Below are 15,771 nucleotides of genomic sequence, written 5' to 3'. Positions count from 1 at the left end.
CGAGATGACCGAGATCCCGACGGATCGACGGCAGGTGGGGGCCGAGGGCGAGCGGGTGGCCGAGCGCTATCTCGTCGCGCGGGGCATGGAGGTGGTCGACCGCAACTGGCGGTGCCCCACCGGTGAGGTCGACCTCGTGCTGCGCGACGGCGACGAGCTCGTCGTGTGCGAGGTCAAGACGCGGCGCAGCACGCGCTTCGGACAGCCGGTCGAGGCGATCACCCGCGCGAAGCTCGCCCGCCTGCGCCGGCTCGCCGGGTGCTGGCTCGAGGCCCACGAGGTGCCCACGCGTCGGGTGCGGCTCGACGTCGTCGCGCTGCTGCGCCACCCGGACGGCACGTACGCCGTGACCCACGTGCGAGGGGCCGGCGCATGAGCATCGCCGTGACCCGGGCCGTCGCCCTGCGCGGCATCGCCGGCCATGTCGTCGACGTCGAGTGCCACATCGGCCACGGGCTGCCGTGCTTCGAGCTCGGCGGTCTGCCGGACACGGCGCTGCGTCAGGCCCCGCAGCGGGTCCGGGCGGCCGCGCTGTCGGCGGGCTGCTCGCTCAACGCGCGCCAGCTCACCGTCAACCTCTCGCCGGCCGCGATCCCCAAGCACGGCACCGGATTCGACCTCGCTATCGCGGTGGCCGCACTGGCGGCGGCCGAGGCGATGCCCCCCGACGCGGTCCGGCCGGTCGTGCACGTCGCCGAGCTCGGTCTCGACGGTCGGCTGCGCCACGTCACAGGCGTCCTGCCGGCGGTCCTCGCGGCGCGCGAGGCCGGCTGCCGCCACGTCGTCGTGGCGCCCGAGGACGTCGTCGAGGCACGGCTCGTCGACGGGGTGCGCATCTCGACGGCGCAGCGCCTGGGCGATCTCGTCGGTGCGTACCGGGCGCTGCGCGGTGGGTCCCGGCTCCCCGAGGCGGACGAGCCGGTCTCGCCGGCGGCGAGGGAGCCGGCTCGCGCGCTGGACCTCGCCGACGTCAGCGGGCAGCACGAGGCCCGCGCCGCGCTGACCCTCGCAGCTGCCGGCGGGCACCACCTCATGCTCACGGGGCCGCCCGGCTCGGGCAAGACGATGCTCGCCGAGCGCCTCGTGACGATCCTCCCGCCGCTCACGTCGGCCCAGGCCCTCGAGACCCTGGCGGTGCGCTCCCTCGTCGGGGCGGTGCTGCCGGGCCGTCTCGACCTGACGCCCCCCTTCGTCGCCCCGCACCACTCGGCCTCCACCGCGGCCCTCGTCGGCGGCGGCTCGGGAGCGGTGCTGCCCGGCGCGGTCTCGCAGGCCCATCACGGCGTGCTCTTCCTCGACGAGGCGGCGGAGTTCGCGGGCTCGGTCCTCCAGGCCCTGCGTCAGCCGCTGGAGTCGGGCCAGGTCGTCGTCGCCCGGGCGCGCGAGCGGGTCACCTACCCGGCGCGCGTCCAGCTCGTCCTCGCGGCCAACCCCTGCCCGTGCGGCGAGGGCTACGGCAAGGCGCTCGCCTGCCGCTGCCGCCCGACGGAGCGTCGGGCGTACGCCGCCCGGCTCAGCGGTCCGCTCATGGACCGCGTCGACATCCAGGTGCAGGTGCCGAAGGTGAGCCTGGCCGACCTCAGCGAGGTGCCGCCCGACACGAGCGCCGAGATCGCCGCGCGGGTGCAGGTCGCCCGTGACGCGCAGCGGGCTCGCTGGCAGCAGCACGGATGGACGCTCAACTCGCAGGTGCCCGGCCCGGTCCTGCGACGGGCACCGTGGCGGCTGCCGCGCGGGGTCACCGCGACCCTCGACCGCGCGCTCGAGCTCGGGCAGATCACCGGCCGCGGCTACGACCGGGTGCTGCGCCTGGCGTGGACGAGCGCCGACCTCTTCGGGCGTGAGGTGCCGACCTCGTCCGACGTCGGCCTGGCGCTCATGTACCGCACCCAGGGCGCGGTGGCGGCATGAGCGCCCCGCTGCGCACGCCCAGGCCGGGCGAGCAACGGGTCGCCCACGACATGGTGGGCACCGACGAGCGGCGGGCCCGGCTCGCCTGGGCCGCCGTGCTCGAGATCGGGCAGGAGCGGGCGTCGCACGACCCGCCCGCGCTCTGCCGCTCGATCCGGGAGCACGGCCACGTCGGGGCGTGGCACCGACTGGTCGCCGGCGAGCTGCGCGGTGCGGACGGCGCCCGGGCACGGGTGCTCCAGACCGACGTCGACGCCGAGCTCTCGCGGGTCGAGCGCGTGGGCGCGCGGGTCGTCGTGCCCGGTGACGACGAGTGGCCCGACGGCCTCGCCGACGAGCGGGTCGAGCCCCACGTGCTGTACCTGCGCGGCACCGGCCACCTCCGTCACGTCGCCGCGCGTGCGGTGGGGGTCGTCGGGTCGCGGGCGAGCACCGGCTACGGCGAGGCGGTCGCGCGCGACCTCGGCGCCGGGCTGTCGTCCCGGGGGTGGGGCGTCGTGTCCGGCGCAGCCTTCGGGATCGACGCCGCCGCGCACCTCGGAGCCCTCGCGGTCGGCGGGCCAGGGGTCGCCGTCCTCGCGTGCGGGCCGGACCAGGTCTACCCCCAGGCGCACCGCCGGCTCGTGGACGAGATCGCCCAGACGGGCGTCGTCGTCACGGAGCAGCCCGTCGGGCGCGTCGCCCGTCGGCACCGCTTCCTCACCCGCAACCGGCTCATCGCCGCGCTGTCGCGCTGCGTCGTCGTCGTCGAGGCCGGCCCGAGATCGGGCTCGCTCAACACCGCAGGCTGGGCCGAGGCGCTCGGACGCCCGGTCGGTGCCGTGCCGGGCCCGGTGACCTCGATGGCCTCTGCCGGGTGCCACGAGCGGATCTCGCGGGGCGAGGCCCACCTCGTCACCGACGCCGAGGACGTGCTGCGGCTCGCGGCGCCGATCGGAGACCCCGACCTGCTCGCGCGCGAGGACGTCGGCGCGCTCGGTCCGGCCCGGGAGGCCGATGCGCTCACCCAGCACCAGCGTCAGGTCTACGACGTGCTCGCGCCACGACGCGAGTCCAGCGTCGGGCACATCGCGACCGAGCTCGCGCTGCCCGTCACCGAGGTGCTCACCCAGCTCGCGGCGCTGCAGCTCGAGGGCTTCGCCGCGCAGGGCGAGTCGGGGTGGGTGCGGCGGCACCCAGCGGGGTCGCCGCACCGGTAGGGCCACCGTCCGGGGGCGTCCCCCTCCGCCCCCGGCCGGTGGTCATCGCGCTGCGGTCGTCCTGCCCCGCTGATGGCCCGGGACCGCTCTCGTCCGCCGCCGCCCGGTCACCCGGTACCGAGGTCGCCCGCTGGCCGCTCGGTGGGGGAGCGCCACCAGCCGCGTGCCGCTGCGCGTCCCGGCGTCTCGCAGGTGCGACCGTGGGGGAGTGAGCACACCGACGGCACCGGCCTGGGCGCAGCGTCATCTCGACGACTTCGTCGGGCATCTCGCCGCGGAGCGCGACCGTTCCGAGCACACGGTGCGCGCCTATCGCGGCGACGTCGGGGCCTGCCTGGCCTGGTGCGCCGAGCACGGCGGCACCGGCTCCCTGCGCGAGATCACGCTCGCGGACCTGCGCTCGTGGCTCGGCGAGATGTCGCAGCAGGGGGTCGCCCGCAGCACCCTGGCCCGCCGGGCGGCGGCGGTGCGGACCTTCTTCGGGTGGGCTCGGCGCACCGGCCTCGTCGACACCGACCCGGCCCTGCGCCTGGCGAGCCCGCGCCGTGAGCGGACCCTGCCCGACCTGCTCACCGCGACGAGCGCCGGCGAGCTCCTCGACGTCGCCGAGGTCGCTGCCGACGACGACGACCCCGTGCACCGGCGCAACCGTGCCGTCCTCGAGCTGCTCTACGCGACGGGGATCCGGGTCGGCGAGCTCGTCGGGCTCGACGTCGACGACCTCGACGCCGACCGACAGGTCGTGCGCGTGCTCGGCAAGGGGCGCAAGGAGCGGGTCGTGCCCTACGGCGCGCCGGCCGCCCGCGCCCTCGAGGAGTGGCTGCGCGACGGCCGACCCCGCCTGGCGGTGCCCACCTCGGGGCCCGCGCTCTTCCTCGGCCGTCGGGGCCGGAGGGTCGACCCGCGTCAGGTGCGCACCGTCGTCCACGACCTGCTGCGGCACGTCCCCGACGCCCCCGACCTCGGCCCCCACGGGCTGCGCCACAGCGCGGCCACCCACCTCCTCGACGGAGGCGCCGACCTGCGGATGGTCCAGGAGCTGCTCGGCCACGCCTCGCTCGCGACGACCCAGATCTACACGCACGTCTCGGCCGAGCGGCTGCGGCGCTCCTACGACCAGGCCCACCCGCGGGCCTGAGCGCCACAGCACCGAGAGCGAGGCGACCGGCCTCAGCCCTGCGGCACCGGCAGGAGGATCACCCGCACCCCGCCGAAGAAGGGACGCGGGTCGAGGTAGTCACGCCCTCGCAGGGCGCCGACGTGCAGGCAGGTCGACGGGGCGCAGTGACCGGGCTCGGGGCTCAGCGTGCCCAGCTGCTGACCCCGGCCGACGCGATCGCCCGTCTCCACCGCGGGGGCCACCGGCTCGTAGGTGCTGCGCACCCCGTCGGCATGGGTCACGGTGACCGTGCCGCGCCCCGCCACCCGGCCGCGGTGGGTGACCACGCCGTCTGCCGTCGCGAGGACGGGCTCCCCGGTGGACCCGGCGAGGTCGATGCCTCGGTGACCCGGCCCCCACCGAGACGTCGGGGCCTCGAAGGGGGCGACGACCTCGGGCCGCGGGCGCAGCGGCCAGGCCCAGCGGGCCCCCTTCGCGCTCGTCTCGACCTCGCTGATCGGCGTGCTCGCGACCGCACGAGGCGGGGTGGTCGCCGAGGGAGAGGTGACGGCAGAGGCACCCGCGAGGGCGACGAGCGCGAGAGCGGCAGCGGGCGCGACGGAGGAGACCATGAGGCCCACCGTCCCGCTCGCAGGACGGCCACGGGACCCCGGTCGGGCGGGTGTGGACGACAGCCCCGCGCCCCGTGCCCCTGTGGATCAGGCGCGCAGCCGGGCGGTGCCCTCGCGGATCCTGTCCTCGCTCTTGCAGAAGGCGAAGCGCACGAGGCTCTCGACGCCGGCGGGGCTCTCGCAGAAGGCGCTCACCGGCACGGCGGCGACGCCGAGTCGCTGCGGGATCTCCAGGCACCAGGCCATCGCGTCGCTCACCCCGATCGGCGCCGCGTCGGCGACGACGAAGTAGCCCCCTTGCGGCACGAGCGGCTCCAGGCCGGCGGCGCGCAGGCCGTCGACGAGCAGGTCCCGGCGGCGAGCGAGCTCGCGCGTCAGAGGGTCGACGAGCTCGCCGATGCGCCCGAGGCCCTCCGCGACGGCCGGTTGGTAGGCCGCACCGCCGGAGAAGGTCAGCCACTGGCTCGTGCTGGCGATGACCTCGACGAGCTCGGGGGCACCGCTCGCCCAGCCGACCTTCCACCCCGTGACCGAGAAGGTCTTGCCGGCCGAGGAGATCGTGATCGTGCGCTCCCACATGCCCGGCAGGCTCGCCATCGGCACGTGCTGCACCCCGTCGAAGGTCATGTGCTCGTACACCTCGTCGGTGACCACGACCGCGTCGTGCTGGCGCGCCTGCTCCGCGACGAGCTCGAGCTCGGCCGGCGTGAAGACCTTGCCCGTCGGGTTGTGCGGGCTGTTGAGCAGGATGACCGCCGTCCGCGGGCCGCAGGCGGCGGCGAGGGCGTCGGCGTCCACCGCGAGGCCCGGGGCGCGAAGGGGGACCCGCCGCAGCGTGCCGCCGGCGAGGTCGACGAGGGCTGCGTACGCGTCGTACGCGGGCTCGAAGGTGACGACCTCGTCACCGGGCTCGACGAGCCCGAGGACGCTCGCGGCGAGCGCCCCCGTCGCACCGGTCGTCACGGCGACGCCCGTCGCCGGGTCGACCGGCAGGTCGTAGTGCTCGCGCTGGTGGCGGGCGACCGCCTCGCGCAGCTCGGGCACGCCGCGCGAGGGCGGGTACTGGTTGTGCCCTGCGGCCAGCGCCGCGCGCGCCGCCTCGACGACGGCCTGTGGCGCCGGGTCGTCAGGGAAGCCCTGCCCGAGGTTGACCGCGCCGTGCTGGAGCGCCAGGCCGGACATCGTCGCGAAGACGGACTCTCCGTGCGGGCGCAGCCGCCGCACGAGCCGCTCGCTCATGACCGGACCTCGCCGTCGGCCCCAGATCCCAGTCCGGCCAGGCCCGAGTCGACGGCGGTCGCGGCGAGCGTGAGCAGGAGACGGTCGCGCGGGTCGTCGAGCGAGAGGCCGGTGAGCTCCTCGACCCGCTTGACGCGGTAGATGACGGTGTTGCGGTGGCACACGAGGTCCTCCGCCGCGTACGTCGCGGAGCCGCCGTGGCGCAGCACGGCGACGAGGGTCTCGAGGAGCACCTCGCGGGTCACGCCGCCCACCGACAGCAGCGGGCCCAGCGTGGCCTCGACGAGCTGGGTCGTCAGCGACGGGCTGGCCGCGAGGAGCGCCTCGGGGAGGCGCTCGGAGATGTCGACGACGGCGTCGCTGCCGCGGGGGAGCGACACCGCGGCGGCGAGGGCGCTGTCCTGGGCGGCGAGGACCCCGGAGAGCCCGTCGCGGCAGGTCGCCGAGCCGACGCGCCCCCGGACGGTGCGCTCGAGCACCTTGCGCACGCGGGTCCCGTCGTCAGGGCTCGGCACGAGACCGAGGACGTGGGCGCCCTGGCGGCGCCAGTGCGAGAGGTACCCGGCGTCCTGCAGGCGCTCGCGCACGAGGTCGGGCGTCGAGGGCCCGTCCGCGGGCGGGAGCCAGACGAGGACGAGGAGGGCGGAGTCGTGGTCGAGGCCGAGCACCGAGCGCGCCCGGGCGGCGAAGTCGGCCTCGGCGCCACGACCTTGGCTCAGCCCCTCGAGGACCTCGGCGACCCGGGCCGGGTCACGCTGATCGCGGGCCAGCTCCTCGCGTCGGTAGCTGTCGCGCAGCACCGTCCCCTGCACGTCGAGGGTCGACCACAGCAGCCGTCCGGCCCGCATGAGCGCCCGGTCGGGCACGTCGAGGCGGTGGCCGGCCTCGAGCAGGGCCTCCCACATGAGGCGGCTGCCGATCATGTACGTCGTGAGGACGATCTCCATCGGCACGCCCTGCTGGGCCCGGCGCCGACCGGTCTCGCGCCACAGGTCGATGGCCCGGCGCTGGGCCGGGCGCTGGTCGGCGAGGCGCTCGATCCCGGCGCGCACGTGGTCGCGGATGCTCGCCCGCAGCTCGGCGGCGCGGCCGGGCTCGTCGAGCCCGTAGCCGAGGTCACCGCCGTCGAGCAGCTGAGCCGCGACGGCCTCGGCGATGTGATCGGCCCGTGATCGCAGCGCGTCGAAGGCGGGGGCGAGGACCTCGCGCTCGGCGCTCGTCAGCAGCACCGTGCCGTCGCCCTGCTCCGCGGCCTGGTCCGGCCCGGGTCGGTGGCTGGTCTGCGTCATGACCCCAGCATGTCAGTCTCCTGCCGCCGACCGTCGACGACAACGGGCGCAGGGCACTGGGTGTCTTGTGCGGTGCGCCCATAGCGCCGGAGCGCTGCGCACGTCAGGGTCGCTGCAACCTCACAGCGACGTGAGGTCGTCGTCGAGGAGGACTCGTGCCCACCCCTGTCATGACTGAGCCCGTGCTCGAGATGGACGCCATCACCGTCCGCTTCGGGGGCGTGGTCGCCCTCTCGGACGTCAGCCTCGACGTCCGCCCCCGCGAGGTCCTCGGGGTCATCGGGCCCAACGGCGCCGGCAAGACCACCCTCTTCAACGTCGCCTGCGGCTTCGTCACCCCGACGCAGGGCCGGCTGACCTTCGAGGGCGCCGACGTCACCGGGTGGGGACCGAGCTCGCTCGTCGAGCGCGGCGTCGCCCGCTCGCTGCAGGGCCTGGGTCTCTTCGACCGTCTCAGCGTCCTCGACAACGTCCTCGTCGGCGCCGACGTCCACTCGCGCGCCGGCTTCTTCTCCTCGCTGCTGGCCCTGCCGCGCGGGGCCCGTGACGAGCAGGCGCTCGTCGAGCGCTCGATGGACGTCCTCGAGCGGCTGGGCATCCGCGATCGCGCGGCCTCGGTCGTCGGGGGGCTGCCCTACCCCCTTCGCAAGCGGGTCGCCCTGGCTCGCGCCCTCGTCGCCGAGCCCCGTCTGCTCCTCCTCGACGAGCCGGCTTCCGGTCTGTCCGAGGGGGAGATGAGCGAGCTCGGAGACATCATCCGCGACCTCGCCGGCGACGTCTGCGTCATGCTCGTCGAGCACCACATGGACCTCGTCATGCGCGTGTGCGACCGGCTCACGGTCCTCGACTTCGGGCGCACCATCGCGACCGGCACGCCCGAGGAGGTCCGCGACGACCCGGACGTCCTCGAGGCCTACCTCGGCGGCGCCGTCGACGACGGGCCCGCGCAGACGACGGGGGGCCACGGTGCTTGAGCTCGTCGGAGTCACCAGCCGCTACGGCCCGGTGACCGCGCTCCACGACGTCGACCTCGTCGCCGAGGCCGGGCGGATCACCGCCGTCCTCGGGGCCAACGGCGCCGGCAAGACGACCCTGCTGCGGACGATCTCGGGTCTGCACCGCGCGGACAAGGGGACCATCCGATTCGACGGCCGCGACATCACCCGCCTGTCGACCGACGCGATGACCCGCGCCGGGATGGCGCACGTGCCCGAGGGGCGCGGCGTCATCACCGAGCTCACCGTCCGCGAGAACCTGCGCCTGGGTCAGCTCGGCCGGTCACGCTCGGGGACCGCGATGAGCATCGACGACGTCGTCGACCTCTTCCCCGTCCTCGGCGACCGCTCCGCGGCCCTCGCGCACACCCTCTCCGGCGGCGAGCGCCAGATGCTCGTCATCGGGCGCGCCCTGCTCGCCACCCCCCGGATGCTCCTGCTCGACGAGCCGAGCCTGGGTCTCGCGCCGCGCATCGTCACCCAGATCTTCGGGATCGTCCGTCAGCTCGTCGAGTCGCAGGGCCTCACCGTCCTGCTCGTCGAGCAGAACGCCCGCAGCGCGCTGTCCATCGCCGACGTCGGCGTCGTCCTCAACCTTGGGCGGGTGGTGGCCCAGGACAGCGCGGCCGTGCTGTCCGCCGACGAGGGCCTGCGCCATGCCTACCTCGGCTACTGAGAAGGAGATGCCGTGCAGCTGATCAACACCGTCCTCGGGGGCCTGTCCGTCGGGGTCGTCTACGCGGCCTTCGCCCTGGCCCTCGTGCTCATCTGGCAGTCGACGCGCATCGTCAACTTCGCCCAGGCGCCGATGGCCATGGTGACGACCTTCATCGCCCTGACGCTCATCGACGCGGGCGCGAGCTACTGGGTGGGCTTCGCCGTGGCGCTCGCCGCCGGCTTCGTCCTCGGCGCGCTCGTCGAGCGGCTCGTCATCCGCTACGTCGACCACGACAACCACATCAACCCGGTGATCCTCACCCTCGGGCTCTTCATCGTGCTGCACGCGCTCGCGGCGGTGATCTTCGGCAGCAGCTTCACCTCCTTCCCCGCCCCCTTCGGGCTCTCCGGGGTGCAGGTCGGCGGCACGACGCTCGCCCTCACGCCCTTCAGCATCTTCAGCGTCCTGTGCGTCCTCGCGGTCATGGCGCTGCTGCGGCTGCTCTTCCTCAAGACCGACCTCGGCCTGACGATGCGTGCCGCGGCCTTCAACCAGGAGGTCGCCCGCATCCTCGGCGTCCGGGTGACGCGCACGCTCACCCTCGGCTGGGCCCTCGCCTCGCTCGTCGGCTCGCTGTCTGGTCTGCTCATCGCCGGCGGCGGTCTCGTCCACCCGTCCTACATGGACGGCGTCGTCGTCTACGGCTTCGTCGCCGCCGTCCTCGGCGGGCTCGACAGCGCCGGGGGAGCGGTCGTCGGAGGCCTGCTCATGGGGGTGACGCTCTCGCTCGTCAGCGGCTACCTCGGCTCCGGCCTCGTGCCCCTCGCGGCGCTCGTCGTCCTCGTCGTCGTGCTGCTCGTCAAGCCCGGCGGTCTCTTCTCCACCTCGGTCGAGCGGGCCGTCTGATGCGCCGCCTGCTCGCCTCGCCGCTCCTGCGCCGGGCCCTCGCCTCGCTCGCCGTCCTCGTCGTCGCCGTCTTCGTCATCGACCTCCTCTCGGGCTACCGGCAGGGCCAGGTCGCCTCGGTCGCCTACTTCGCCGTCGCAGCCGGTGGCCTCACGCTGCTCATCGGCGTCAACGGCCAGCTCTCGCTCGGGCACGGCGCCTTCATGGCGATCGGGGCCTACACGACGGCCCTGCTCCTCCAGGAGGGCCGAGAGCTGCCGGTCCTCGTCCTGCTCGTCGCCGCCGTGCTCGTGACGATGCTCGTCGGCCTCGTCGTCGGCATCGCCGCCGCCCGGCTCCACGGCCCCTACGTCGCTGGTGCCACCCTCGCCCTGGCGATCGCGGTGCCCTCGCTGGCCATCCACTTCCGCGAGGCGCTCGGCGGCGAGCCGGGCCTGCGGGTGTCGACGCCGGACGTGCCGCAGGTCGCCGACGACGCGATCTTCTTCCTCACCGGCACCGACGTCGAGCCGACGCAGTGGCTCGCGACGATCTCGGTCACCTGCCTCGTCCTCACCTTCTTCCTCCTGCGCAACCTCAGCCAGTCGCGGGTGGGACGGCGGTGGCGGGCGGTGCGCGACGACCCGGTCGCCGCCCAGCTCGCCGGCATCGACCTCGGGCGCAACCGCGTCCTGTGCTTCGTCGTCAGCACCGCGTGCGCCGGCCTCGCGGGCGGCCTCATGGCGCTCGTCACCCGGATCGCGGCGCCGAGCGGCTTCACCCTCACGCTCTCGCTGTCGTTGCTCATGGCCGTCGTCCTCGGCGGCCTCGGGACCCTTACCGGGGCCCTGCTCGGCGCGGTCCTGCTCACCCTCCTGCCGACCGTCGTCACCAACCTCGGCTCGAGCGCCGGGCTCTCGGACCTGCAGTCCGCCGAGCTCGCCCCGCTCGTCCTCGGGCTGACGACCATGGTCGTCGTCCTGCTCGCCCCGTCCGGTCTCGTGGGGTCGCTGCTGCGGCTGCGCGCCCGGAGCCGGGTCACCCGTCCGACCCCGTCCGTCACCTCTCACCCCACCCCTGGAGGCACATCATGAAGCGCATCTCCCTCAGGGCGGCGGTCGCCGCGAGCACCGCAGCCCTCGTCCTCGCCGGATGCGGTGCCGGAGGGCGCGACGGCGACTCCGGCGGCGGATCCGGAGAGGAGGCCGGCGACACGACCGGCATCACCGACACGACGATCAAGATCGGCACCCACCAGCCGCTCACCGGCGTCGCTGCCCCGGGCTACTCCGAGATCAACACCGGCTTCAAGTCCTACCTCGACTACGTCAACGAGGCGGGCGGCATCCACGGCCGCACCATCGAGTACTCGGTCAAGGACGACGCGTACAACCCGACGAACACCTCGAAGGTCGTCGACGAGCTCGTCCTCAAGGACGAGGTCTTCGCGGTCGTCGGCGGGCTCGGCACCCCGACCCACAGCGCGGTCGTCGACTTCCTCAACCAGGAGAAGGTCCCCGACCTGCTCGTCTCCTCGGGCGCCCAGCTGTGGGGCAACGACCCCAAGGAGCGCCCGATGACGTTCGGCTGGCAGCCGGACTACGAGATCGAGGGCAAGATCATGGGGCAGTACATCAAGGAGAAGATGCCCGACGCGAAGGTCGGCCTCTTCCTCCAGGCCGACGAGCTCGGCGCGGACGGCGAGAAGGGTCTGCGGATGTACATCGACGACCAGATCGTCGAGCGCACCGAGTACGCGTCGGGCAACACCGACATCGGCCCCCAGATCTCCAAGCTCAAGGAGTCCGGCGCCGACCTCGTCATCGGCTTCAACACCCCGAGCTACACCGCGCTCAGCCAGCTCGCCGCGATGAAGCTCAACTACAAGCCCAAGTGGATGTACACGAACGTCGGCTCGGACGCGAAGCTCGTCGGCGACCTGCTCTCGACCTTCTCCAAGGGCAAGGTGACCGACGGCGGCAGCACCCTCGACGGGATGATGACGACCGAGTACATCCCGGGTCTGGACACCCCGGACAGCCCCTGGGTGAAGCTGTGGCAGAAGGTCTGGGACGAGCACGGCGCGAAGGGGGAGCTGACGAACTACCGGATCTACGGCATGTCGCAGGCCTACGCCTTCGTCTCCGCGCTGCAGGCCTCCGGCAAGGACCTCACCCGTGAGCGGGTCGTCGAGGTCATCGAGAAGGACGGCGCGACGTGGCCCGGCCCGGGCCTGGCGCCCTTCCGCTGGTCGGCCGACAGCCACCTCGGCATGTCGGGGATGGCGGTCTCGCAGGTCAAGGGCGAGGACTACGAGAACCTCACCGAGGTCCTCGTCACCGACATCGGCGACGCCGAGATCACCCCGGCCGACAAGGCCGTCGCCGAGGACGCACCGCCGGAGAGCGGCATCCCGGACGTGCCCGAGACGGAGTGACCGCGACGCGGTGACACCACGAGCACCTGCGCGAAGGGGGGCGGCCCGGCCGCCCCCCTTCGTCGTGCCCTGTGGTCGTCCGGGCGGGCCACCGGCGACGATTTCGGGCGGGGGCACCCCCCGGCGTACGATGAGGGGCACATCCGGTCTGTCCGGATGAATTCGCGCGTCTTCTCGCCCGTGACGAGATCCATCTCCGAACGGGGGCGCACCACGGCAGTCCCGAGCGATCGGGCGGGGTGCGTACGCAGGCGCCAGGACACAACTGACAACCACGAGCACAGGAGGACACGGCATGGCCGTCGTCACCATGCGCCAGCTCCTCGAGAGCGGCGTCCACTTCGGGCACCAGACCCGACGCTGGAACCCCAAGATGAAGCGCTTCATCATGACCGAGCGCAACGGCATCTACATCATCGACCTCCAGCAGTCGCTGACCTACATCAACGACGCCTACGAGTTCGTCAAGCAGACCGTCGCCCACGGCGGCACCATCCTCTTCGTCGGCACGAAGAAGCAGGCCCAGGAGCCCATCGCCGAGCAGGCGACGCGCGTCGGGATGCCCTACGTCAACCACCGCTGGCTCGGTGGCATGCTGACCAACTTCCAGACGATCTCCAAGCGCCTCACGCGCCTGAAGGAGCTCGAGGAGATCGACCTCGACACCGTCGCCGGCTCGGGCTACACGAAGAAGGAGCTCCTCCTCTTCCAGCGCGAGAAGGACAAGCTCGAGAAGACCCTCGGCGGCATCCGCTCGATGAGCAAGGTCCCCTCCGCGGTCTGGATCGTCGACACGAAGAAGGAGCACCTCGCCGTCGACGAGGCGCGCAAGCTCGGCCTGCCGGTCATCGCGATCCTCGACACGAACTGCGACCCGGACGAGGTCGACTACAAGATCCCGGGCAACGACGACGCGATCCGCTCCGTCACGCTGCTGACCCGCGTCGTCGCCGACGCCGTCGCCGAGGGCCTGATGGCCCGCTCCGGTGGCCGCTCCGGTGCGACCGAGGGCCAGGCCGACTCCGAGCCGATGGCCGAGTGGGAGCGCGAGCTGCTCGCCGGTGACGCCGAGGCTGCCGCCCCGGCCGCCGAGGCCCCCGCCGCCGAGGCGCCGGCCGCCGAGGCTCCTGCCGCCGACGCCGCCCCGGCCGAGGCCCCCGCCGCCGACGCCGCCCCGGCCGAGGCCCCCGCCGCCGACGCCGCCCCGGCTGCCGACGCGTCGACCGAGGCCTGAGCCACCACCCCCATCACGACCGAAGGAGTGCACCACACTCATGGCGAACTACACCGCCGCTGACATCAAGGCGCTGCGCGAGTCCACCGGCGCGGGCATGCTCGACGTCAAGAAGGCGCTCGACGAGGCCGACGGCGACACCGGCAAGGCCACGGAGATCCTGCGCGTCAAGGGCCTCAAGGGCGTGACGAAGCGTGAGGGTCGCACGACCTCCAACGGCCTCGTCGCCGCTCAGGCGGGCTCCGGCGTCGGCACCCTCGTCGAGGTCCTGTGCGAGACCGACTTCGTCGCCAAGGGCGAGAAGTTCGGCGCCCTCGCCGACCAGGTCCTCCAGGCCGCCGTCGATTCCAAGGCGTCCTCCGCCGACGAGCTGCTCGCGGCGACCGTCGACGGCAAGACCGTCAAGGACCTCCTCGACGAGTCCAACGCCACCATCGGCGAGAAGATCGAGGTCAAGCGGGTCGCCCGCGTCGAGGCCCCGACCGTCGCGGCCTACCTGCACAAGACGAGCCCCGACCTGCCCGCGCAGATCGGTGTCCTCGTCGGCGCGCAGGGTGGCGACGAGCAGGTCGCGCGCGACGTGGCCATGCACATCGCGGCCTTCAGCCCGAGCGTCCTCACCCGCGACGAGATCGACGCCTCGACCGTCGAGAACGAGCGTCGGATCGCCGAGGAGACGGCCAAGGAGGAGGGCAAGCCCGAGGCTGCCCTGCCCAAGATCGTCGAGGGTCGGGTCAACGGCTACTTCAAGGAGAACGTCCTCCTCGAGCAGCCCTTCGCCAAGGACGCCAAGAAGACCGTCGGCAAGGTCCTCGACGAGGCAGGTGCGCAGGCCACGGCCTTCGCGCGCTTCCGCGTCGGCGCCTGAGCCAGGCACCGACGAAGGGGGCGTCCACCCATCGGGTGGGCGCCCCCTTCGTCATGCCCGGGGACGGCCCGGCTCAGCCGGCCCGGCGCGGGTGGGTCCACGGCGAGAAGAGGCGCGTGACGAAGGGGAGGAAGACGTAGGTCATCCACGGGATCGCGACGGCGCAGGTGAGCAGCACGCGTCCCCAGCCGGGCCAGCCCGCCGTCGGACCGGCGAGCGCGTAGGTGAGCACCACGCTGGTGGGGAAGAAGGCGCAGAAGATGACGACCATCTGCTTCCACCGCGGTGGCGCGGCGACCGTGTCCGCGACCTCGATCTCGGTCGGCTCGTCGAACCAGCCCTCGATGCCCGTGCGGTGCTCGACCCGGGTGGCGCGCACGAGCCGTGCCCCGGCGCCGAGCCACTGGGTGCGCTCGCGTGAGCCCTCCCACCGGCGCAGGCTCTCCGCGGAGTCGAAGCGGTAGAGCATGTGCCACTCGTGCGAGCCGGCGGAGGGGCGCACCCAGCCCGAGCCGAGGAAGCCCGGGAAGCGCTGGGCCATCGTCGTGCCCGCGTCGGCCCAGGCCTGCATGAGGATCTCGTCCTGGGGGTCGACCTGACGGGTGATGGCGACGGTCACCGGGTGGGAAGGGGGAGTGCTCACGCCCAGATCATGCCGTCGCCACGGCGAGGTCACCGCATCGGGCGACCGGACGGGCGACGGCGATCAGGACGCGTGGCGCTGGCCGGCGATCGTGCAGCGCACGAGCCAGGCGACCTGGGCAGCGGTGCGCTGCGGGGTGTCGGTGGGGTGCATGACGTGCGAGAGGAGCGTGCGCACGACGACGTCGACGAGGGTCTCGACCTGCTCCGGGGCGAGGTGGTCGTCCTCGAGGCCGACCATGCCGACGACGACGTCGCGGGTGGTCGAGATGAGCAGCGCGGGCTCGGTCCGGAGGAGCGGCAGGACCGCGGTGTCGGCCCCGTGGGAGGAGCACACGAGGCGGCGCAGCAGCGGGCTCTCGTCCGCGAGCTCGAGGACGGCACGCACCCCGGCCTCGACGGCGGCGGGCAGGTCGCCCTGATGGCGGCCGAAGGAGCCACGAGCCCGGCTGAGGAAGGCGCGCATCTCGGCGACGAGCACGGCGCGACCCAGGTCGTCCTTCGTGCCGATCTCCGCGTGCACCGTCTGACGGCTCACCCCGACGTCCTTCGCCAGCCGGCTCATCGTCAGCCGTGGCCACCCGTGCGCCGCGGTCCGCTCGGCCGCGGCGACGACGATCCGGTCCCGCAGCGTCTCTGGCACATGGTGAGTGTACGAATGTTCCTGTGCCGCAGCGACTTCA

General features: G+C 73.6%; 16 protein-coding genes. 11 read left to right on the top strand and 5 right to left on the bottom strand.

What is annotated here, in order from left to right; translation table 11 throughout:
• Positions 1-4 precede the first annotated feature (4 nt).
• The 4 genes from EEW87_RS06290 to EEW87_RS06275 all read left to right on the top strand — a co-directional run bounded on the left by EEW87_RS06290 (position 5) and on the right by EEW87_RS06275 (position 4,248).
• A complete protein-coding gene (locus EEW87_RS06290) occupies positions 5-376 on the top strand; it encodes a YraN family protein (protein ID WP_123093334.1) in 372 nt (123 codons plus the stop codon).
• Positions 373-1,911 (top strand): YifB family Mg chelatase-like AAA ATPase, encoded by a 1,539-nt coding sequence (locus tag EEW87_RS06285; RefSeq protein ID WP_123093264.1) that lies wholly within the window; start codon positions 373-375, stop codon positions 1,909-1,911. The genes EEW87_RS06290 and EEW87_RS06285 overlap by 4 nt, the downstream gene beginning before the upstream one ends.
• Entirely contained in the window at positions 1,908-3,110 is a 1,203-nt protein-coding gene (gene dprA / locus EEW87_RS06280) for a DNA-processing protein DprA (RefSeq protein ID WP_123093263.1), read from the top strand. The genes EEW87_RS06285 and dprA overlap by 4 nt, the downstream gene beginning before the upstream one ends.
• 208 nt (positions 3,111-3,318) lie before the next feature.
• Positions 3,319-4,248, top strand: a complete 930-nt coding sequence (locus EEW87_RS06275; RefSeq protein ID WP_123093262.1) for a tyrosine recombinase XerC — start codon at positions 3,319-3,321, stop codon at positions 4,246-4,248.
• A 32-nt stretch (positions 4,249-4,280) separates the two neighbouring features.
• On the opposite strand, the gene EEW87_RS06270 is transcribed toward EEW87_RS06275, so the two are convergent.
• The 3 genes from EEW87_RS06270 to EEW87_RS06260 all read right to left on the bottom strand — a co-directional run bounded on the left by EEW87_RS06270 (position 4,281) and on the right by EEW87_RS06260 (position 7,369).
• On the bottom strand, positions 4,281-4,841 hold the full coding sequence (locus EEW87_RS06270) for a M23 family metallopeptidase (protein WP_123093261.1): 561 nt from the start codon (positions 4,839-4,841) through the stop codon (positions 4,281-4,283).
• 87 nt (positions 4,842-4,928) lie between these two features.
• Complete coding sequence (locus tag EEW87_RS06265) at positions 4,929-6,080, bottom strand: aminotransferase class I/II-fold pyridoxal phosphate-dependent enzyme (protein ID WP_123093260.1); 1,152 nt, start codon at positions 6,078-6,080, stop codon at positions 4,929-4,931.
• Positions 6,077-7,369: a PucR family transcriptional regulator gene (locus EEW87_RS06260; RefSeq protein ID WP_123093259.1), complete on the bottom strand. Its 1,293-nt coding sequence runs from the start codon at positions 7,367-7,369 to the stop codon at positions 6,077-6,079. The genes EEW87_RS06265 and EEW87_RS06260 overlap by 4 nt, the downstream gene beginning before the upstream one ends.
• A 155-nt stretch (positions 7,370-7,524) precedes the next feature.
• Between EEW87_RS06260 and EEW87_RS06255 the strand changes: the two genes are divergently transcribed.
• From EEW87_RS06255 to tsf, 7 genes are all read left to right on the top strand, one after another.
• Entirely contained in the window at positions 7,525-8,343 is an 819-nt protein-coding gene (locus EEW87_RS06255; protein WP_224766986.1) for an ABC transporter ATP-binding protein, read from the top strand.
• Complete coding sequence (locus EEW87_RS06250; RefSeq protein ID WP_123093258.1) at positions 8,336-9,040, top strand: ABC transporter ATP-binding protein; 705 nt, start codon at positions 8,336-8,338, stop codon at positions 9,038-9,040. Before EEW87_RS06255 ends, EEW87_RS06250 begins: the two co-directional genes overlap by 8 nt.
• Before the next feature lie 12 nt (positions 9,041-9,052).
• A complete protein-coding gene (locus tag EEW87_RS06245; protein ID WP_123093257.1) occupies positions 9,053-9,928 on the top strand; it encodes a branched-chain amino acid ABC transporter permease in 876 nt (291 codons plus the stop codon).
• Complete coding sequence (locus tag EEW87_RS06240; protein ID WP_123093256.1) at positions 9,928-11,001, top strand: branched-chain amino acid ABC transporter permease; 1,074 nt, start codon at positions 9,928-9,930, stop codon at positions 10,999-11,001. Before EEW87_RS06245 ends, EEW87_RS06240 begins: the two co-directional genes overlap by 1 nt.
• The gene (locus tag EEW87_RS06235) at positions 10,998-12,344 is read left to right on the top strand and encodes an ABC transporter substrate-binding protein (RefSeq protein ID WP_123093255.1); all 1,347 of its coding nucleotides are present in this window, start codon (positions 10,998-11,000) and stop codon (positions 12,342-12,344) included. Before EEW87_RS06240 ends, EEW87_RS06235 begins: the two co-directional genes overlap by 4 nt.
• Before the next feature lie 295 nt (positions 12,345-12,639).
• Positions 12,640-13,578: a 30S ribosomal protein S2 gene (gene rpsB / locus EEW87_RS06230; RefSeq protein WP_151914525.1), complete on the top strand. Its 939-nt coding sequence runs from the start codon at positions 12,640-12,642 to the stop codon at positions 13,576-13,578.
• 40 nt (positions 13,579-13,618) lie between these two features.
• Positions 13,619-14,446 carry a translation elongation factor Ts gene (gene tsf, locus EEW87_RS06225; protein WP_123092756.1) on the top strand — a complete coding sequence of 276 codons (828 nt, stop codon included), beginning with the start codon at positions 13,619-13,621 and terminating at the stop codon, positions 14,444-14,446.
• Positions 14,447-14,519: 73 nt separating this feature from the next.
• Here the strand turns inward: tsf and EEW87_RS06220 are convergent, their stop codons facing one another.
• Both EEW87_RS06220 and EEW87_RS06215 read right to left on the bottom strand, forming a co-directional pair.
• Entirely contained in the window at positions 14,520-15,089 is a 570-nt protein-coding gene (locus EEW87_RS06220) for an antibiotic biosynthesis monooxygenase (RefSeq protein WP_123092757.1), read from the bottom strand.
• Between the two features lie 63 nt (positions 15,090-15,152).
• Positions 15,153-15,731, bottom strand: a complete 579-nt coding sequence (locus EEW87_RS06215; RefSeq protein ID WP_163562387.1) for a TetR/AcrR family transcriptional regulator — start codon at positions 15,729-15,731, stop codon at positions 15,153-15,155.
• Positions 15,732-15,771 lie beyond the last annotated feature (40 nt).

The sequence above is a fragment of the Janibacter melonis genome (assembly GCF_003721155.3).
Taxonomy (GTDB): Bacteria; Actinomycetota; Actinomycetes; order Actinomycetales; family Dermatophilaceae; genus Marihabitans; species Marihabitans melonis.
This window is presented reverse-complemented; position numbering and strand designations above follow the sequence as displayed.